This window comes from Streptomyces sp. R-74717 (genome assembly GCF_047305335.1).
Lineage (GTDB): Bacteria > Actinomycetota > Actinomycetes > Streptomycetales > Streptomycetaceae > Streptomyces > Streptomyces atratus.
Genome location: NZ_CP102361.1, coordinates 3,970,936 through 3,989,738, shown reverse-complemented (window position 1 = coordinate 3,989,738; position 18,803 = coordinate 3,970,936). Strand labels below are relative to the sequence as shown.

At 69.6% G+C, this 18,803-nt stretch carries 15 protein-coding genes; 11 read left to right on the top strand and 4 right to left on the bottom strand.

The window, feature by feature from the left end; translation table 11 throughout:
• Positions 1 to 100: 100 nt before the first annotated feature.
• Positions 101 to 703, top strand: coding sequence for a Uma2 family endonuclease (locus NRF20_RS17940; protein WP_413752891.1), 603 nt, complete (start codon positions 101 to 103; stop codon positions 701 to 703).
• A gap of 6 nt (positions 704 to 709) precedes the next feature.
• On the opposite strand, the gene NRF20_RS17935 is transcribed toward NRF20_RS17940, so the two are convergent.
• Positions 710 to 2,338: an IS200/IS605 family accessory protein TnpB-related protein gene (locus NRF20_RS17935; RefSeq protein ID WP_413754573.1), complete on the bottom strand. Its 1,629-nt coding sequence runs from the start codon at positions 2,336 to 2,338 to the stop codon at positions 710 to 712.
• Positions 2,339 to 2,571: 233 nt separating this feature from the next.
• On the opposite strand from NRF20_RS17935, the gene leuE reads away from it, so the two are divergent.
• The 4 genes from leuE to NRF20_RS17915 all read left to right on the top strand — a co-directional run bounded on the left by leuE (position 2,572) and on the right by NRF20_RS17915 (position 7,006).
• A complete protein-coding gene (leuE, locus tag NRF20_RS17930) occupies positions 2,572 to 3,237 on the top strand; it encodes a leucine efflux protein LeuE (protein ID WP_398631228.1) in 666 nt (221 codons plus the stop codon).
• A 231-nt stretch (positions 3,238 to 3,468) separates the two neighbouring features.
• Positions 3,469 to 4,434 (top strand): glycosyltransferase family 2 protein, encoded by a 966-nt coding sequence (locus tag NRF20_RS17925; RefSeq protein ID WP_413752890.1) that lies wholly within the window; start codon positions 3,469 to 3,471, stop codon positions 4,432 to 4,434.
• Between the two features lie 3 nt (positions 4,435 to 4,437).
• Positions 4,438 to 5,781, top strand: a complete 1,344-nt coding sequence (locus NRF20_RS17920) for a polysialyltransferase family glycosyltransferase (protein WP_413752889.1) — start codon at positions 4,438 to 4,440, stop codon at positions 5,779 to 5,781.
• A gap of 109 nt (positions 5,782 to 5,890) precedes the next feature.
• Positions 5,891 to 7,006, top strand: coding sequence for an acyltransferase (locus NRF20_RS17915; RefSeq protein ID WP_413752888.1), 1,116 nt, complete (start codon positions 5,891 to 5,893; stop codon positions 7,004 to 7,006).
• Positions 7,007 to 7,469: 463 nt separating this feature from the next.
• On the opposite strand, the gene NRF20_RS17910 is transcribed toward NRF20_RS17915, so the two are convergent.
• Positions 7,470 to 8,786 (bottom strand): polysialyltransferase family glycosyltransferase, encoded by a 1,317-nt coding sequence (locus NRF20_RS17910; RefSeq protein WP_398631224.1) that lies wholly within the window; start codon positions 8,784 to 8,786, stop codon positions 7,470 to 7,472.
• Positions 8,783 to 9,763 carry a glycosyltransferase family 2 protein gene (locus NRF20_RS17905; RefSeq protein ID WP_398631223.1) on the bottom strand — a complete coding sequence of 327 codons (981 nt, stop codon included), beginning with the start codon at positions 9,761 to 9,763 and terminating at the stop codon, positions 8,783 to 8,785. Before NRF20_RS17905 ends, NRF20_RS17910 begins: the two co-directional genes overlap by 4 nt.
• 208 nt (positions 9,764 to 9,971) lie before the next feature.
• On the opposite strand from NRF20_RS17905, the gene NRF20_RS17900 reads away from it, so the two are divergent.
• From NRF20_RS17900 to NRF20_RS17885, 4 genes are read left to right on the top strand one after another with little or no spacing between them, the layout of a single operon-like run.
• Positions 9,972 to 11,321, top strand: coding sequence for a DUF6716 putative glycosyltransferase (locus NRF20_RS17900; protein WP_413752887.1), 1,350 nt, complete (start codon positions 9,972 to 9,974; stop codon positions 11,319 to 11,321).
• Between the two features lie 35 nt (positions 11,322 to 11,356).
• Positions 11,357 to 12,589: a cytidylyltransferase domain-containing protein gene (locus NRF20_RS17895; RefSeq protein ID WP_398631221.1), complete on the top strand. Its 1,233-nt coding sequence runs from the start codon at positions 11,357 to 11,359 to the stop codon at positions 12,587 to 12,589.
• Positions 12,590 to 12,636: 47 nt separating this feature from the next.
• Positions 12,637 to 13,572 (top strand): N-acetylneuraminate synthase family protein, encoded by a 936-nt coding sequence (locus tag NRF20_RS17890; RefSeq protein WP_398631220.1) that lies wholly within the window; start codon positions 12,637 to 12,639, stop codon positions 13,570 to 13,572.
• An 11-nt stretch (positions 13,573 to 13,583) separates the two neighbouring features.
• Complete coding sequence (locus NRF20_RS17885; protein ID WP_398631219.1) at positions 13,584 to 14,639, top strand: hypothetical protein; 1,056 nt, start codon at positions 13,584 to 13,586, stop codon at positions 14,637 to 14,639.
• 35 nt (positions 14,640 to 14,674) lie between these two features.
• Here the strand turns inward: NRF20_RS17885 and NRF20_RS17880 are convergent, their stop codons facing one another.
• The gene (locus NRF20_RS17880; RefSeq protein WP_398631218.1) at positions 14,675 to 16,165 is read right to left on the bottom strand and encodes a N,N-dimethylformamidase beta subunit family domain-containing protein; all 1,491 of its coding nucleotides are present in this window, start codon (positions 16,163 to 16,165) and stop codon (positions 14,675 to 14,677) included.
• 529 nt (positions 16,166 to 16,694) lie between these two features.
• On the opposite strand from NRF20_RS17880, the gene NRF20_RS17875 reads away from it, so the two are divergent.
• Together NRF20_RS17875 and NRF20_RS17870 are read left to right on the top strand one after the other, a co-directional pair.
• Positions 16,695 to 17,426 (top strand): hypothetical protein, encoded by a 732-nt coding sequence (locus NRF20_RS17875; protein WP_413752886.1) that lies wholly within the window; start codon positions 16,695 to 16,697, stop codon positions 17,424 to 17,426.
• Entirely contained in the window at positions 17,365 to 18,579 is a 1,215-nt protein-coding gene (locus NRF20_RS17870; protein WP_413752885.1) for an RNA-guided endonuclease InsQ/TnpB family protein, read from the top strand. The genes NRF20_RS17875 and NRF20_RS17870 overlap by 62 nt, the downstream gene beginning before the upstream one ends.
• The last annotated feature ends 224 nt before the right edge of the window (positions 18,580 to 18,803 follow it).

The following is an 18,803-nucleotide window of genomic DNA, read 5'->3' as shown; positions in this document are numbered from 1 at the left end:
AAAACTCACTCACGCACACTGGTTAGGAACGGTGATCTCTCGCTGAATGTCCGTGGCCCCGGACAAGCTCATGAACAGTGGTCCCCGAAAGGACGATGCCGTGGCCGTAATACAGCACGAGGAGCAGGTGCGGGAGCAGCCCACGCTGACGCTCGGCGAGGCGGCCGAACAGCTCGCACGCTCGCTGCCCGGGCATCGCGTGGAGATTCTCCAGGGGAGGCTCACTGCTACACCACCGGCGGACGGAACGCATGCTCTGGCCCTGTCCTGGCTGGGCGAGGAGTTCGGCGCCAGGGCGCGCACGGTGGGGCTCAGACTCGTCCAGGGGGTCGGGCTGTGGTTGCCTTCCGGGCCGGAGGACTACGCGATTCCCGACCTGTCGGTTGTCGAGGCTGATATCAAGGGCGCCCATGTCATGAAGAACTGCTACGCCGCCCATGCCTTCCGCATGGTGGTGGAGGTGACCTCGACCAATTGGGCGGACGATCTCGGTCCCAAGGTCGAGGACTACGCACAGGCGGGCATTCCGGTCTACGTCGTGGTCGATCGCAAGCATGACCAGGTGCTGCTCTGCAGTGACCCGCGGGGCGGCGAGTACAAGAACAAGGTGCCCCACAAGCGCGGGACGTCGTTCACCGCGCCGGACGTGGTCGGTGTCGAGATGAAGCTCTCCGTGGACCGCCTCGACGGCGACGAGGACTGACCGTTCCTAGCCAGTGTGCATGAGTGGGTCCTGGACCCATCGATGTGTACTGGGCGCATCCCGAACGGTGTTGGATGCGCTGGGTTGCCGCTTTCGCGTCCCGTTCGGCGGCACGTCTCTGGGGGCGTGGTCCGTTGCGGGTGGGCGGGTTCCGTCACGTCCTCGGGTGCCTGGCCTGGCCTGGGCGGTCCGATGCCTCGCACGATCTCTCCGGTCGTGTGGGGGCGGTGCCGTCCGACGCCGGATCGGGTGTCCGAGGGCGCGTCGTCCGATCGCGATGCCGGCGGCATCGTGACGGGACATCTTTCGCTTGGGGGTGGCCAGTGGTTTCTGCCAGTGCTGGGCACCCCACAGGGAGGTATAGGCCGGGTCGACCGCGACAATACTCAGGCCCTGTTCGGCGGCCATGGAGACCAGCCGGGCCTTGAGTTTGCCGGTCGGAATACCCGAGATCAGCTGCCGGAACCTCTTCTTGCGGCCGTATTTCTCCCGCGTTTTCTCGGTGGTGAAGTCGAGGTCTTCGATGCCGATCGCGGTCACGCCGCACCGCTTGGCCCAGTTGATCAGGCGGGTCAGCGCGTGGCGGATCTGGGCATCGCGGTGAGCGGTGGTGCCGGACAGGTCGTAGAAGAACCGCCGGGGCTCGCCGATGGGGTTGCCGTGTGGGTCGAGGTGGTAGGCGGCGAAGTGGTCGGCGTTGGTGTCGACGCCGACCATGCCCCGGGCGCGGGCGGCCTCCAGCGGGATGGTCTGGACGACGGGGCGTTGCCAGGACGCGGTGAGGTACCAGCGGCCACGCTCCACGTCGAGGTGGATGCGGTAGGCCACGGCCCGGTTGGCTTCGATGCGGTCGGCCCACTCCTGGCCCCGGTGCGCGAACGCCGCGGTCGAGTTGAGGGTGTATCGGCCGTGCTTGGCGTTGGCCAGGTGTGCGAGCGGGGCGGGCAGTTTGATGCTGACCTCGCCGTCCGGGGTGACGCGGATGGTCTCGTTCCCGAATCGTTTCCCGGACTCGCCGTCGGCGGCGATGAACCAGCGTTCCGCTTCCCAGCGTTCTCGCCACTGCTCTTCGGTGAGCTGGGCCTGGGTGAGGTGGTGGCGGGTGTTGAGGAGACGTTTGCCGCCCCGCACGACCCGGACGCGTCCGGCCTGCCGGTCACGAACGGCGGCATCGTGCCGGGCTTCCAGCGCCGCGAGGCGGCGGGACTTGTGGAACCACTCGCCCTTGGAGCGGTAGCCACCGGCTGCCCGCTTCGATCCCCTCGCGCTGATGGGGAGGGACAGGCGGTGCCGCAGCGTCCTGATCCCGGCCTCCAGGTTCCGGATGTGCGCCGCCTGACAACGCCGGGCCAGCGCCCACTGATCGTGTGTGGCCTTGGTGATCGCACCGGCGATCCGCGACGACGACAGCGGCGTCAGGTCCCGCTTGCGCGATGCCCAGGTGTCCGCGCTGTGCTCCAGACCATCCTCACAACGGGCCCTGAGATCACGGAAAGCCAGACGGCCCTGATGTTCACCGACCGCACGCAGGACTATCTCGTCCTGGGGCGTGAGGTGCTTGAGACGGTCCCGGACCGCCACCCCGCAAGGCCCGGGCGCCACGAAGGGTGCCGTCAACTCCCGCACACCACCCACCACAACACCCCCTCCCCCAGACTGGACACCTGCCACCTGCCCAACGAGCAGCAGACGCCAAGGTCACCCATTCGATCCCAGAACTTCCGTTCCCACCCCGCGAAGCCGCCGACAGGACCCACTCCTGCTCACTACAACGCACTTCAGCTCAGCAAACCGACAGCAGCTCACAACCCCGGATTTCCCCGAACCCCCCGAACGGAGTGTCGTACCCGCGTGCGACACTCCGTTTCATGCTGGGTGTCACCGATCTTCCGACCTATCTCGCCGGCCTGGTGCTGATCGTTCTTCTGCCGGGGCCGAATTCGCTGTACGTGCTGTCCGTCGCCGCCCGGCGCGGTGTGCGGACCGGTTATGTGGCGGCGGCCGGGGTGTGGACCGGGGACACCGTGCTGATGACGTTGTCCGCGCTGGGGGCCTCGTCGCTGTTGCAGACGACGCCGGTGTTGTTCGCCGTCGTCAAGTTCGCGGGTGCGGGCTATCTGACCTGGCTGGCGATCGGCATGCTGCGGGCCGCGGTGGCCATGTGGCGCGAGCGGCACCGGCGGATGGCCGAGCTGACCGATGAGACCGCCGGACCCGAGGCCGCCGCGGCGATGGAGCGACCGTACCGGCGGGCGCTGGTGGTCAGCCTCTTCAACCCGAAGGCGATCCTGTTCCTGATCTCGTTCTTCGTGCAGTTCGTCGACCCAGGCTACGCCTACCCGGCGCTGTCCTTCCTGGTGCTGGGCACGCTGCTGCAGATCGCCAGCTTCCTCTATCTGTCGATGCTGATATTCAGCGGCACTCGCCTGTCTGCCGTGTTCCGCCGCCGCAAGCGGCTGTCGGCGGGAGCCACTTCGGCGGCCGGTCTGCTGTTCCTGGGGTTCGCGGCGAAGCTCTCGCTCAGCAGCGTGTGACCGCGGCGACGCCCAGCGGGGCCAGAGGCAGGGCAGCGAGGCACGGTACGGGGTGCGCTGAAGGCCTTCGTACCCCGTACCCCGGCCGTCGAGCCAGGCGTCGAGCCGGCCGTCGCGTCAGGCGTCACGTGAGCGTCGTCCAGCGTTCACCACCCGTCGCCCCAGTGGCCACTCCGTCCTCGACGGGGCTGATTACGTTCAGCGGCTACAAGATCGAAGGCGAGGGCCGGCGTGCCGAAACTGTCCGTTGTCGTACCGCTCCACAATGTCGCCCCGTATGCCGACACCACGCTGGGCAGTCTTGCCCGCAATGCGGCCGGGGACGTCGAATTCCTGCTGGTCGACGACTGTTCCACGGACGAGACGCCGTCCGTCATCGACCGCTGGGCCGCGAGACTCCCGCAGGCCCGGGTCATCCGGCACGACACGAACGTGGGGATCGCCGCCGCACGCAACAGCGGAATCGAGGCGGCGAGCGGTGAGTTCCTCACCTTTCTCGACGGCGACGACTGGTACGCCCCCGGGCACCTGGCGCGGCTCCTGGAAGCAGTGGAGGAACTGGGCGTCGACTTCGTCCGCAACGACCACGTCCAGGCGACGGGCACCAGCCGGGTGATCCGCCGCGCCCCCGCCCGGGTGCGGGACAGGGCGACGGACCCGCGGGCGGGGATCGCGTACCCGACGATGGAGACGATGGTCGACTACCCCTTCGTCTGGGCCGGGCTCTACCACCGACGGCTCTTCGAGGACGGCGCCCTGCGCTTCGACTCCGCCCTGCGCACCGCCGAGGACCGGTTGTGGACCTGGCGGCTGCATCTGCGGGCACGCACCTGCGCGGTCCTGGGGCTCCACGGGATCTTCTACCGGCGCGGTGTCACCACCTCGCTGACCCAGATCAAGGACTCCCGCCAACTGGATTTCTTCCCCGCGTACGACACCCTGCTGGAGGAGCTGGCGCAGGACCGGGACGCGGAACTCCTCCTGCCCAAGGCGGTCCGTACGTACTGCGCGCTGATCGCCTTCCACAGTGAGAAGGCGGGCGAATACGAGGCCGGCACCGCCCGCAGCCTGAGACGGGAGTCGATCGCCGCGCTGCACCGCATGCCCCAGCACGTACTGGACCACACCCTGATGACGATGGACACGAAGCGCAGCACCTTGCTCCGACGCCTGCGTGACAAGCAGAAGGCCGCCTGACCCATGCCTACGCGCACCCAGATCTTCCAGGTGTCGACCCTGTACGGGGCCGCCACGCTCGCTGCCGCGCTCGACGCCGGCCAGTTCGGACCACCGGCGGAGAGCCGCCGGATCCTGCTGGTGTCCAACAACGCCCCGGTACCGGAGACGGCCGCCGGGCTGGACGCGATGCTCGGCTACGACCGCATCGCTGCCCGTTTCGACTCCGTCGTCAGCTGGAACGAAGCGATCCGCCCGTACCACCCGGGCGCCTGGGGCCCGCGTGCCGAGGACGTCGTGCTGTGGCAGCGCGCACTGCGGCTCGCCTGGGGACTGGGTGAGGAACCCGTCGAACTGGTTCTGGAATCCATCCAGGTCGACCCGGCCCGCGCACTCGGGGCGATCTTCTCCGAGAGCACCCTGCACGTCTACGCGGACGGCCTCATGAGCTATGGGCCGACCCGCACCAAGCTGCCCCAGACGATGGGCTGCCGGGTCCAGCGCGTGCTCCACCTCGACCTGGTGCCCGGGCTCAGGCCCATGCTCCTGTCCGAATTCGACGTGGAGCCCGAACTCGTACCGGCGGACGCCTTCCGCAAGGTCCTCGGTGAGATCGCCGGGGCGGCGGACGGCGACCCGCAGCTCACCGAGGCGGTGGAGCAGGCCCCCACCGCCGTACTCCTGGGCCAGTACCTGGCCGCCCTCGACATCCTCACCGCCGACGAGGAGGAGGACCTGCACATCCGTATGCTGCGCGGGGCCGCCCGGGCCGGCCACACGTCCATCCTCTTCAAGCCCCACCCCACCGCCCCCGCCCGCTACTCCGACGCCCTGGACCGCGCCGCCGCCGAGGCCGGGGTCCGGCTCGTCACGATGGACACACCCCTGCTGGCGGAGACCCTCTTCGAGAGGTGCGCACCCGCGCTCGTCGTCGGCTGCTTCTCGACCGCCATGCTCACCGCCGCGGCGTACTACGGCATTCCCGTCGCTCGCGTCGGCACGGGCCGGGTGCTGGACCGCCTCGCCCCGTACGAGAACAGCAACCGCATTCCGCTGACGATCGTCGACCACCTCGTGCCCGATCTGGAGGACCACGGCAGCGGTGACGTTCCCGCACTGCCGCCCAGCTCACCGGCGACCCTGGGCCCCCTCGTCCGCACGGTCGGCTACTGCATGCAGTCCGAACTCCACCCGGAACTGCGCGGTGAGGCGGAGGACTGGCTGCGGGACCGGCTGGACGTCAGCACCCAGCGCTACTTCAAGCGCCGCCGTCTCGGCAAGCTCTCCCTGCCCGGTGGCAGCGCCGAGGGCACCGCGGCCCGACTGCGCCGGACGGTGCGGCGCACCCGCAGCACCCTGAGTCGGTGATGGCTGCTCAGCGGGCACGCGTCCTTCACCTCCGCGCCATCCGCAGGAAGTGACTGTTCACCTCGCCGGAGTTCCCCGGGCGGCGGTGCGTTCATAGCCTTCGAAGACCATGTCATCCACCGTCTCCCCGGCCGGAACACCGGCCTCCTCGCCCTCACCGGCATCAACGGACCCACAGGCCGAAGAGGTCCAGGAGGCCCGCCCGCGCCGCGAGCACCGTTACGACATCGATCTCATCAGACTGCTCTGCTCGGTCGGCGTGATCCTCTGCCATACGGGCTCCGCGTTCGTGAACGTCGTGGGCCGCAAGCCGTCGGGCGGCTCGGGCACCTACTGGGCAGGGCTGGCGGCGGACTCGGCGGGCCGATTCGCCGTGCCCCTGTTCTTCGCGATCGCCGGGTGGGTCGTCCTCGTCGGCGCCCCGCCGACGGACGGTGCGCGGCTGCGGCAGCGCATTGTCCGCATCGCGCTGCCGCTCGCCGTGTGGACGGCGGTGTACCTGGCGTGGGGCCGCTGGCGCGGAACCAATGACGATCCGGTCGGTGACCTGGCGCTCGACTCGGTCTTCGCCTCGGTGCGTCCCGCCTACCACCTCTGGTACCTGTACGCCTACATTCCCGTGATCATGCTCCTGGCCTTCGCGACGATGGTGAAGGCGGGCAAGCGGCCGTGGGGCCTGGGCGCGGCGCTCCTGGTCCTGGCCGCGGCACCGTCGCTCTTCGGTGACCTCTCCTCGGTCACGGGCTGGGACGTGCCGCGTTTCGGCTGGGGCTTCGGCCCGTACCAGTTGATCTACGCGGTGCTCGGCGCGCTCCTGTTCGCGCTGCCCGCCGGAGCCGTCGGGAAGCGACGCCTGCTGTGGCTGCTGCCGACGGCGGCGGCGCTGGCTGCGGTGATCGTGTACCAGTACAAGGTCCACTACGCGATTCCGTACGCCAGTGTGCTGGTGGCCCTGTTCAGCGTCGGTGTGCTGCTCACCCTGCACCGGTTGAGGGTTCCCGAAGGGCTGCGTCCCCTCCTGACCCGGCTGGCCGACGCCTCCTTCGGCGCCTACATGGTCCACGTCCTGATCCTCGGCGTGCTCACCGACCTGTTCGTCTCCGCCGACCTGACGTTGCCGGTGGCCGCTGCACTGGTCGTCGCGGTGACCGCGGCGACGACGTTGCTGGCGTTCGGTGCGGGCCTGCTGTGGGCGCGGCTCGGGATGAGCCGGATCCTCGGCTGAGCCGCCGGGCCGGGACGGGCCGCACGCGGCGCGGGCCCCGGAGGGCCGACGCGCCGCGTGCGCCCGCAACCACGGATGTGGAACACGATCGTCCTCTCGGGATTCCGATGTGCAGGAAGGCGCACGTGACCATCCTGGGAACGCCGAGCACGATCGCAGAGCCGGTGATGAGTCCACAATGGGTGTTCTTTTCGGTGATCGTGATCCGGACATGTGCGGCGGTGAACGCGCGGTGGATTTCCCTCATGCCCGAGGGGAATTTCCTTCGATAAGGAAAAGGGAGCGGCGAACACGCCGTGCGACGGCCGGGGGATACGGTGGCTCCGCGCGCCGCAATGAATGTCAATCGGATTTTCTGTCGATCGTCAACGTGGCTGATGCGGCGCTCTTGACATTCTCGGCGTGGCATCAAGGCCGTGGGCGCGGCCGGCCGCTCGTCCGGAATCCGGGCGAGCGGCCCCCGTCAGCGCAGTACGGTCCGCCCCAGCCGGCGAGCACGGCGCGCCGTCCGCCGCAGGGCCGGATTGCGGGAGAGCGTGGCGAGTCTGCCGGGCAGACCACCGGGGAGCCCGAGCACCGTCAGTTTGCGACGGGAGAAGAACTGCTGCTCGTCCGGTGTGACGCCGTCCTCGAGATACGCGGTGGCGTCCGGCCTCAGATGCGGGTAGATCCGCGGCTGCATCATGAACCCGAGGGTGGTCACGAGCCGGCCCGGATCCCCGGGCGTCCGGGTGCGCCCCGTTTCGAGTTCGGGCAGCAGGGTGTGGGCGAGAACCGCCGGTACACGATTGCTGTTCTGAAGCGGGGTCAGGCGCTTCAGCAACGTTCCCGTCCCGGTGCGGGCGGTGTCCAGACCGTACAGCTGCCGGGCGGTGAAGAGCGCGGTGGAGAAGCAGCCCACGACGAGTGCCGGGCGCAGCTGCTCGTACAGCGTCTCGGCGAGCACCGGTACGTCGAGAACGGTGAGTTCCACACCGAGCCGTCCGGCCTCGGACTCCAGGAGACGGGACCAGCGGGCGGGCGCCGTCGGATGGGGCTTGAAGACGATCTGCCGGTGCCCGAGCGCCGCGGCGCCACGCAGCATCCGCAGGTGGAGTTCCTCTTCCTCCTCCGTCGTGAGGATCTTCAGCGCCGAGAGGTACTGGCCGAGAAGGAGCGCCGGACTGTTGTACGGGACCTCCGGCGCGGGCGAGACCGCTGCGACTTCCCCGAGGACCCTGCGGAAGGTGTCATCGGGGATGATCTGCGACTCCACGCCGAACTCCGTCAGCAACAAGGGCTTCAGGCCCGGCACCAGATCGAGGTGGAGAAGCCGGCGCACGCGTGTACCGAGCAGCGGATCGAGCTTGATCCGGGTGGGCCCGTAGCTCATCAGCCCGTCCGCGTACACATCCACGGCCGCGCCCATGAAGATCCCGGTGACGGCGAGAGCCGGGTTGACCTGGATGGATTCGACGGTGAGCTCGACGTCGTCGTCGCCGAGCTCCCACAGCCTGCGCAGATGGCGTTCCCAGAGCGGGACGTCCTCGGGCCGTGGGGACCAGCCCGACGGATGGAACGGTTCGATCGCCGCGTTCCAGGAGAGCACGTCGTCGAACCGGCCGCGCAGCGCCTCGAAGCCCGGCATCGTGTCGAGCGCCGGTGCGACCTCGGGGACGGTGGCGTTGTTGCTGATCAGCAGGGCGCGCCGGTCCGCGGGCCGGACCAGGCCCGCGTCGATGGCCGCGGCCACGGTGGCCGCACCGTAGAGGGTGGACACGCAGAAGATCTGGGTGGTCATGCGGTGGCCCCCGCACCTGCGAAGGGCCGGCGGCGCAGCCGCCGCAGTCGGGCGGACCTGTCGGTACCCATGGAGTTGATCGTCTCTTCCAGAATGTTCTGCGGCATACGGTGCAGCGCGGCCGCACTCATGGTGAGAAGGCGGCGGGCCACGGCCGGTTCGAATTTGGAGATCTCCGCCAGGTGGTGGGAGATGATCGCGCAGTAGGTGCGTACGGCCTTCGGCAGCAGCGCGTCGGCCTCCGGATCCTGCGCGGTCTCCTCCAGCACCTGATCGAACGCGCGGATGAAATCGAGCTGCCGGATGTCGCCGATCTGGGTGAGCGAGGAGGCGACGCCGCGCCGGTAGAACACGCCGAGCAGCCCGACCGCGGCGAACGACTCCGCCTCCCGGTGCAGCCGCCAGATCCACGGCCGGTCCTCGGCGGTGCGCAGCCCGTCCGTGAAGTGGATCAGACCGCGCTCGACCAGGCGGCGGTGATAGGCACCGGCCCAGGCGAACGGGTAGTCGACGGAGGTGGTGCGGCCGACCGGGAGAATCGCGTCGCGCGGACGCATCGGCACGTCGCGCAGGCCGTGGGGCACCCGGCGCACGGTGCGTGCCTTGGCGGTGCACTGCACGTGGTCGGTCCGTATGAAGTCGCAATCCAGACGGTCCATCGCGTCGACCAGGGCGGCGCAGTGTCCGGGAGCCAGCCAGTCGTCGCCGTCGAGGAACGTGACGTACCGCCCGCTCGACGCGTCGAGACCCGTGTTGCGGGCGGTCGCCAGCCCCTGGTTGTGTTCGTGCCGCCTCAGGACCACCCCCGGGATCTCGTCCCGCGCCCGGCGCAGGATGTCCGCGGTCCCGTCGGTCGAGGCATCGTCGACGAGGATGAACTCGAAGTCCTCGTGCGCGTTGGCACGCAGGCTTCTGAGGGTGTCGGGGGCATATGTCTGCACGTTGTAGAACGGCACGATGACGGAGAGCTTAACCACCCGAGTCACGCTAAGGGCGGGTTCGGCATTTACCTTGTCCCGGAAAAAGACTGTGGGTGAACGGCGCATGTGGGAATAGTGAACCGGCGTGAATCCGTGGGTTGCCCGGCCATTTCCCGGGTCGATTAGCCAATCGTCGGTGGGCTGTTAACCATTTGTTGCCGCCGTGTTGGGCCGCCCATCGAAATGCCTTCCTAAGTTCTGGGACGTGCCCCCACGTACCGATAAGACGACCGCCCTCCGGGTAGCCGTACTCGCCGACTCCGACACCCGCTGGAAATGGGGCGCGCTCACCGCGCGCCGCCTCACCGCCGGCGCGTCCGGGACGTCGGCGCAGCGCGTCGAGATCAGCGGACTGCTGCTGCGCGGCCGGGCCACCCCGACCCCGCGCCAGCTCGCCGAGGTCGGCGATGTCGGTATCGACGCCGACCGGGTGCGCGAGGTGACGGCCGTCGAATTCCTGCACACGGTCCGGGACGAGGGATACGACGTCGTCGTACTCGCCCTCGTCGGGGGAGCCGTCCAGGCGATGCTGCACGGTCTGGCCGCGCTGCGGCTGCCCGCCCGGCCCGTCGTCGTCACCGGCTATGTCGGCGTCGTCTACGAGAAGCTCGCCGACGGACTGCTGCTGCGGCACGGCGCGGACATCGTCCTCGCCAACTCCCGCCACGACGCGGAGCGCTTCCGCGCGGTGTACGAGGGAGTGGGCGCCGACGCCTCGGCCGTCACCGAGGCCGCACTGCCGTTCCTCGGCGGCGAGCCGCACCGCCCGCAGGCGGGCCGCGACACGGTCGTCTTCGCCGCCCAGCCCTCCGTACCGGCCTCCCGCGCCGACCGTACGTATCTGCTGCGCAGGCTCGTCGAGCACGCCAGGCTGCACCCGGACCGCGAGGTGCTGCTGAAGCTGCGCTCCAAGCCCGGTGAGCACACCACGCACATCGAGGAACTCCCGTACCAGCGGCTCGCGGAGAAGCTGCCCGGCGGACTGCCGCCCAACTTCCGTCTGGTGTACGGGCACATGGGCGAGGTCCTGGACCGCACCGACCTGCTGGTCACGGTCTCCTCGACCGCCGCGCTGGAGTCCTTGCACCGGCGCATCCCGACCGCGATCCTCACCGACCTGGGCGTCCGCGAGGCCCTCGGCAACCACCACTTCATCGGCTCCGGCCTGCTCACCTCCTGGGACCACCTGGACGGCGGCCACCGCCCGGAGCCCGACGGCGCATGGCTGGCCGGCCAGGGCGTCGCCGCCGACGGCACGTACGCCACGGCCTACGACAACGCCCGCGCACGCGTCGAAGCCCTGCTCGCCGCCGCCCGCCTGCCCGACCTCGCCCCGTACTACACACCCGCCACCGCCCCCGGCTACCTCCCCGGCATCCTCGCCCGCCACCACCTGGCCCCCGACGGCCACCCACTGCCGGGTGCCGAACGGCCCCGCGAGGCCGGCGGAGTGCGCGGCGCGGTCCGCGACGCGGTACGCGAAGCGGCGCGGGGCGCGTACCGGCAGGGCGTGCAGCGGGTCGCCCCCGTCATCCGGCGGATGGGCGAGCTGTGAACACCTCCACTTCCACCACGACACCAGGAGCAGCGATGACGCCGCCCACCGTGCTCGCCGTGATCCCCGCCCGCGGCGGATCCAAGGGCGTCCCGGCCAAGAACCTCGCCCAGGTCGGCGGCGTACCGCTGGTCGCCCGTGCCGTACGCGCCTGCCTGGCCTCCCGCGAGGTCACGGACGTCGTCGTGACGACCGACGACGCGGCCATCGCCGACGCGGCCCGCGCCGCCGGCGACACGCTGGGCGCCCCGGACCGGGTCCACATCGTCCAGCGCCCGGCGGCCATCGCCGGGGACAAGGCGAGCAGCGAGGACGCGGTGCTGCACGCACTGGACGCGTACGAGGCGATGCACGACCGGAAGGCCGACGTGGTGCTGCTGGTCCAGTGCACCAGCCCCTTCGTCGTGCGGGAGGACATCGACGGCGTCGCCGCGGCCGTCGCCCGTGACGGCGCCGACACGGCGGTCACGGTCGCCCCGTTCCACGGCTTCCTCTGGCGCGACGGCAGTGCGCTGGAGGAGGACAACTACGGCGTCAACCACGACAAGTCCGTCCGGCAGATGCGCCAGGACCGCCCGGAGGACCTGCTGGAGACCGGCACCGCGTACGCCATGAACGCCGCGGGCTTCCGTATCCACCGCCACCGCTTCTTCGGCCACACCGCCCTGGTGCGCACCGACGCCGCCCGGGTCCTGGAGATCGACGACCCGCACGACCTGGCCCGCGCCCGCGCCCTCGCGCCGCTCCTGGACCCCTCACCGCTGCCCACCCGGGACGACATCGACGCGGTCGTCCTCGACTTCGACGGCACGCAGACCGACGACCGGGTCCTCATCGACGCCGACGGACGCGAGATCGTCGCCGTCCACCGCGGCGACGGCCTGGGCATCGCGGCCCTGCGCAAGGCCGGAATGCCGCTGCTGATCCTCTCCACGGAACAGAACCCGGTCGTCGCGGCCCGCGCCCACAAGCTCCGCATCCCGGTCCTGCACGGCATCGACCGCAAGGACCTGGCGCTCAAGCAGTGGTGCGACGAGCAGTCCATCGATCCGGAACGCGTCCTCTACGTCGGCAACGACGTCAACGACCTGCCGTGCTTCGCGCTGGCCGGCTGGCCCGTCGCGGTCGCGAGCGCCCATGACTCGGTCCGCGCCGCAGCGCGCGCCGTCACGACCACCCCCGGCGGATTCGGCGCCATCCGCGAGATCGCGGCCTGGCTGCTGGGCCCCACTCTCACGACCACAGTTCCCACCCAGTCCCCCAAGTAACTCATCCCCCAAGCAACCCCCCAGCCCCCAAGTAAGGAACGCACCTCATGAGCACCTCCCGTCTGCGCACCCTCGGCACCCGCACCGCGGGCCCGGGCCGGCCCGTCTACGTCACCGGCGAGATCGGCATCAACCACAACGGCGACCTCGACAACGCCCTCGCGCTGATCGACGTGGCGGCCGAAGCCGGCTGCGACGCCGTCAAGTTCCAGAAGCGCACCCCGGAGATCTGCACCCCGCGCGACCAGTGGGACATCGAGCGCGACACCCCCTGGGGCCGGATGACGTACATCGACTACCGCCACCGCGTCGAGTTCGGCGAGGCCGAGTACCGGACCATCTCCGAGCACTGCGCCAAGCGCGGCATCGACTGGTTCGCCTCCCCGTGGGACACCGAGGCCGTCGCCTTCCTGGAGAAGTTCGACGTCCCCGCCCACAAGGTGGCCTCGGCCTCCCTCACCGACGACGAACTCCTGCGTGCCCTGCGGGCGACCGGCCGCACGATCATCCTCTCCACCGGCATGTCGACCCCGCGCCAGATCCGCCACGCGGTAGAGGTCCTGGGATCGGACAACATCCTGCTCTGCCACGCCACTTCGACGTACCCGGCCAAGGCCGAGGAGCTGAACCTCCGGGTGATCAACACCCTCCAGCAGGAGTACCCCAACGTCCCGATCGGCTACAGCGGCCACGAGACCGGCCTCCAGACGACCCTCGCCGCCGTCGCCCTCGGCGCCGCGTTCGTCGAGCGCCACATCACCCTCGACCGCGCCATGTGGGGCTCCGACCAGGCCGCCTCCGTCGAGCCGCAGGGCCTCACCCGCCTCGTCCGCGACATCCGCACCATCGAGGCCTCGCTCGGCGACGGCATCAAGAAGGTGTACGAGTCCGAGCTCGGCCCGATGAAGAAGCTCCGCCGGGTCGCGGGCGTCGTCGCCGAGAGCGCCGAGACGGCCCCGGCCGCCGAGCCGGTCGCGGTCTGACGGGCCGACCGGTGAACCTCGCCTTCGTCGAGAGCCCGGTCCAGCTCCTGAACGTCCTGGAGTGGGCCTACACAGAGGGAGGCGACGACCATGTCCTCACGGACATCACGGTCGTCGTCCTCCCCCCGGTCGACCCGATGTCGCGCGGCCAGCTGCGCCGGATGGCGGAGCTGGCCCGCGACGAGGGCGTCAACGTCCGCTGGCAGGAGGCGCGCGGCGGCGCCGGCGCGCCCCTGAAGACCCTGCGTTCACTGGCCGGACTGCTGCGCAGGGCGGAGCGGATCGTCATCGGCGACCCCTTCTCCCGCTATGTCCAGCTCCTGCTCACCATGGTCCGCGCCCGCCGCCTCACGGTGGTCGACGACGGCACGGCCACCATGGAGTTCGTCGCCCAACTGGCCCGCGGCGAACGCCTGGTGCGCTGGCACCGCAAGGGCAGCTCGGGCCCGCGCGAACTGGTCCTGGCCCCGGTCACGGCCCGCGCCCGCAGCCGCTTCACCCCGTCCGCCACCCGTACGGTCGAGGTCTTCACGGCGATGCCGGTCGAGGCTCCGCCCGGCGTCACCGTCACCCCCAACACCTTCGCCTGGACCCGCGCCCGCTTCGGCCCGCCGCTGCTCACCAAGGGCGCGGACCTGGTCGGCACCTCGCTCGTCGAGACGGGCGTGGTCGACCAGGCCCAGTACCTGGAGGCCGTCGCGGCCCTGGCCCGCACCCATGGGGCCACCCGCTACTTCGCCCACCGCCGCGAGTCCACCGACAAGCTCCACGCCCTGGAAGCCGCCACCGGCCTGGAGATCGTCCGCCCCGACCTCCCCCTGGAACTCATTGCCCGCCGCGGCCCCATCGGTCGTACGGTCCTGAGCTTCCCCTCCACGGTCGTCCACACCCTGCCCCTCGCCCTCGTCGGCACGGACGTCAAGGTCGCGGTCTGCGACATCGCCCCGGAATGGCTCCGCGACACGGCATCCCCGCGCGCCCAGGGCTTCCTGAGCGGCGTCACGGAAACGGCCCGCGACGTCCAGCGCCTGGCGCCCTGGCGGGTGACGGCGGTCACGGAGGCGTAACCGCTGCAGCCTCGCGGCCGGACCGCCCGGCCGCGTCACTTGCCCGGGTGCTCCAGCATGCGGGTCAGGAGATTACGGGTGGCCCGCTGCACATGCGGGTTGAGGTGCCGGGGTTCGCCGAGGGCCAGCGGCCAGTGGAACGTCCCGGCGGCGAAGACGAGCGTGCCCTGCCTGTTCTCGCACAGACTGGTGTTCTGGACGGTGCGGCCGCGGCCCATGCGGTCGATGTACGGGGACGCGGAGAGCAGCGTCTGTTCGCTTTCCGCGGGCCGGGGCATGGACGGATCGAAGCCGTCTGCCTCGACACCGACCAGATCCGGAATCTCGTCGCCGTCCCGCAGACCGGTGCCCGACCAGAACCAGTGACCGCTCCGGCGGACCACCAGGGGCACGGGCTCGTCGACGATGCCGTTGTACTGGACGCCCAGCAGCCCCTGCTCCGCCTGCCGGTGCTTCGTGCCGAGTTGACGCCATCGCACGGTGGGGCCGGCCACGCCCGGCTCGGGGTCCGGGGTCTCCTTGTAGCAGGTCACCACGCGGCCCGACCGGCCGTCGGCGGAGTCTTCGAGACGTATGTGGAAGTAGATGTTGTTCGAGGCGAGAAAGGCGAGATGGGTCCCGGCGTCGACGGCGCCCTCGGCGCAGTCGCGCATCTCCTCGGACCAGTACTCGTCATGCCCGGAGAACAACATGACGCGGTACTTCGAAGGGTCGATCCGTCCGTCGTGCAGATCCACGCTGCTGGCATACGTGATGTCGTAACCGGCGCTCTCCGCCCACCGCGCGGCGCTGGTGTCCAAATTGAACCAGCGAGGCAGGCCCGACCGCGGATAGGGCCGGTCGAAGGAGACCTTGAAAGCGCGTTCGTCGACCCCGCCCCACTTCCCGTCGGCGTACCCCCTGTACAGGTTCTTTCCGCTGTGCCCGTCGAACGGCCAGAAGTTGTAGGCCTGGTAGGTGGTGAAGGGCACGACCATCAGGATGTCGGAGCGGCGTGCGGTATCACGTACGACGAAGGGCGTGTGGCTGCGGTAGCCGTCCTGGGACGTGAATACGGCCAGGTACATCCCCGACACCCACGTCTTCGGGACATCCAGCGTCCACGCAACCGGCCAGTCACAGGCAATGAGCCCGGTACCGGCAGCCGCACCCGGCTTGGTCCGGGGCCGCACGCTCACCCGGTCACTCGTCACCAGATGCCGGGCGCCCGATCCGCCGTAATGGCCGATGCGGTAGATCGCCACCGTGCACTCCTGGGCGAGGTGCGACGACAGGTGGAAGTCGATCGACTCACCACAACTCACCGAGGTTTTCGACGCGTAGCCCTGAATCTGGACCAGTTCGTCCATCACGTTTTTCGTGCCGCCCCGGCCCACGGCCCACTCTCGCGAGCCGGTCGCGCGGTTCTCCCGCACCACGGGGTTGTCGCCGGTATGCGCAGTCGAGCCGGACTCACCCAGCATCCGGTACCCGGTGATCGCGGCAGCACCGACCCCGAAGGCTCCTATCGCCGTCCGGCGAGACATCTTCGACACAGGACACACCCCCGGGCCTGGACGCCAGGCCCGGTGCCACATGCGTCTGGACATCCGTGACCGGCGAACGCACTACTTCCTGTGCGCCGCCCGTCATCGATTGGTCATCGTATGAACACAATCGGCGGAAAGTGTGAATGGCGGGGTGCATTTCAAGACTTCGTCAGGACATGTCAGCCACCCGTTGAGCGGCGGCGATCGCGGCCGTGAGTGAGCCGGTCGCAATCCCTTGTTGTCGGCCCGCGCCCGGGAACGTTCCCGCCCGTCGCCTCTCGTGCCGTTGTGCCCTCTCTGGTCGTGATGCGGACCGCGTGCGGAGAAGGGCACGGTCATGTTGTCCGAAACCACTCCTGGCCGGTCACCGGAGGCAGTTGCCGACCCCGCTCCGGAACCGACCGCGTTCGGCCGGTGCAAGCAGGTGCCCTGACGGCACCCTGACTCCCGAGTGCCCCACGGGCCAGGGTTTGTCGGGGGGAAGCCCCGATGGTGGCCAGGGAGGCGTGAGATCGATCATCGGAGCATGTACACAAGGGAATTGATGGAGCGACAGGGCGCGATGGCCAAGACAGGGTTCCTCGCGGGGCCGGCCCTGATGGCCGGGTACGGAGCGGTGCGGCTGACCGGGCGCGCCGTCAGTGATTACGGGCCCGGGGTGTGGTGGACGCTGGCGCACCTGCTGTTCCTGGCCGGGGGGCTCGTGTTCGTGCCGGTGTTCCTGGGGCTGCGGAAGACCGCCGTGGTGCGCGGCGGCAGGCGGGCCGCCGTCGAGGTGGCGGCCTGGGCCGGGCTGGTCGGGGCGGCGGCGGTGGCGGTCCAGGCGGTGATCGACCTGGTGGTCGGGTTCGTCGCGGCGGACGAGCAGGCCATGAGCGACCTGTTCGGGCGGGTGCAGGACGTACCCGGTGTGATGCCGTTGGTCTACACGGCGGTGCCGTTGCTGTTCTGGCTCGGACTGCTGGCCCTCGTCACCCTGCTCGCGCTCTTCCGCCGGGACCTGGTCCGGGCGTGGGCTCCCGTCGCGGTACTGGCCGGGGTCGTGCTGACGGCCATCCCTGATCTTCGCAGGGAATCCCGGCCTTCAGGCCGGGCGGGAATGCGATCCTTGGGCCGGAGACGCGGAGCGCCGGAGTGCTCTGCGTTGTCAGTGGCGCCAGCTATGTTGATCGGACTGACCGAAGGGCGGTGGCTGGGTGATTCGTGCGTACAAGTTCCTCATGCGGCCCACCGCCCGGCAGGGCCAGGCGCTCGGTGAGATGCTGCGAGATCACTGCTCGCTCTACAACGGCGCCCTGCAGGAACGGCGTGATGCCTACCGTCATGTATCGAAGACGAGCATCAAGTACGGGATGCAGTCGGCGCAGTTGAAGGATATTCGGACGTTCGACCCGGAGCGTCAGGGGCGTTGGCCGTTCTCCTCGCAGCAGGCGACCTTGCGCCGGTTGGACAAGGCGTTTGCGGCGTTCTTCCGGCGGATCAAGGCTGGGGAGACACCTGGATACCCGCGTTTTCGTGGGGTGAACTGGTTCGACACGGTGGAGTTCCCGAAGGACGGGGACGGCTGCCGCTGGGATTCCACCCCGCACGACCCTGTCACCCGCGTGCGCTTTCAGGGTGTCGGACATGTCAAGGTCAACCAGCACCGGCCCGCAGTGGGCAAGGTCAAGACGGTCAGCGTCAAGCGCGAGGGTCACAAATGGTTCGTCGTGCTGACCGCCGAGCAGGAGCGGCCCGAGCCACTGCCGCCAACGGGCAGCGTGGCCGGCATCGACCTGGGCATCGCCAACTTCCTCGCCGACTCCAACGGCGGGTTCGTGGAGAACCCCAGGCACGGACGCCGCGCTGCCGCGAGGTTCGAAGCCGCCCAGCAGGCGCTGTCCCGGTTCCCGCGCCGGAAGGCGAAGGACCGCACCGCCAACCACCGGCGGGCCGTGGAGCAGGTGGCCAAACTGCATGGCAAGGTGCGCCGTCAGCGCCTGGATCACACGCACAAGACCGCCCTCGGCCTGGTCCGCGCGCACGACTTCATTGCGCACGAAGATCTCAAGATCCGCAACATGAGCAGGGCCCCCGCCTCCAAGCCGGACCCCGACCAGCCGGGCACCTTCCTGCCCAACGGTGCCGCCGCGAAGGCCGGGCTGAACCGCTCGATCAACGATGCCGGTTGGGGGGTGTTCCTGACGATCCTGCACGCAAAGGCTGAAAGCGCCGGGCGGGAAGTGGTCGCCGTGGACCCCCGCAACACCTCCCGTACGTGCCCCGAATGCGGGCACACCGCGAAGGAAAACCGGCCTACACAGGAAAAGTTCCACTGCGTCGCATGCGGCCACAGCGCACACGCCGACACAGTCGGGGCTCTCAACGTCCTGCGGGCCGGGCTGGTCCGTCGCGAAGCCCAACCGGCATAGCGAGAAGCCCCGCTCTTCAGGGCGGGGAGGAGTCACGAACCTGGATCTGCTGCCGGTCCGGTCGGTGCCCTGTGCATCGGCCTGGCGCTGCTGCCGGTGCGCCGCAGCCAGTAGAAAAATGGGCGAGTTTACCCACCTCCATCTCACGCCACACGCTCCGACGCCACATTTTGTTCGTCTATGCGGCTGAACTTTTGTTGATCTGTGGTCAGTTGAGGGGTCAA

What these genes read in the sequence shown, in the direction of transcription:
- leuE (WP_398631228.1), top strand. Translation starts at nt 2,572, where the DNA reads ATGCTGGGTGTCACCGATCTTCCGACCTATCTCGCCGGCCTGGTGCTG.
- NRF20_RS17920 (WP_413752889.1), top strand. Translation starts at nt 4,438, where the DNA reads ATGCCTACGCGCACCCAGATCTTCCAGGTGTCGACCCTGTACGGGGCC.
- NRF20_RS17915 (WP_413752888.1), top strand. Translation starts at nt 5,891, where the DNA reads ATGTCATCCACCGTCTCCCCGGCCGGAACACCGGCCTCCTCGCCCTCA.
- NRF20_RS17910 (WP_398631224.1), bottom strand. Translation starts at nt 8,786, where the DNA reads ATGACCACCCAGATCTTCTGCGTGTCCACCCTCTACGGTGCGGCCACC.
- NRF20_RS17895 (WP_398631221.1), top strand. Translation starts at nt 11,357, where the DNA reads ATGACGCCGCCCACCGTGCTCGCCGTGATCCCCGCCCGCGGCGGATCC.
- NRF20_RS17890 (WP_398631220.1), top strand. Translation starts at nt 12,637, where the DNA reads ATGAGCACCTCCCGTCTGCGCACCCTCGGCACCCGCACCGCGGGCCCG.
- NRF20_RS17880 (WP_398631218.1), bottom strand. Translation starts at nt 16,165, where the DNA reads ATGTCTCGCCGGACGGCGATAGGAGCCTTCGGGGTCGGTGCTGCCGCG.
- NRF20_RS17875 (WP_413752886.1), top strand. Translation starts at nt 16,695, where the DNA reads ATGTACACAAGGGAATTGATGGAGCGACAGGGCGCGATGGCCAAGACA.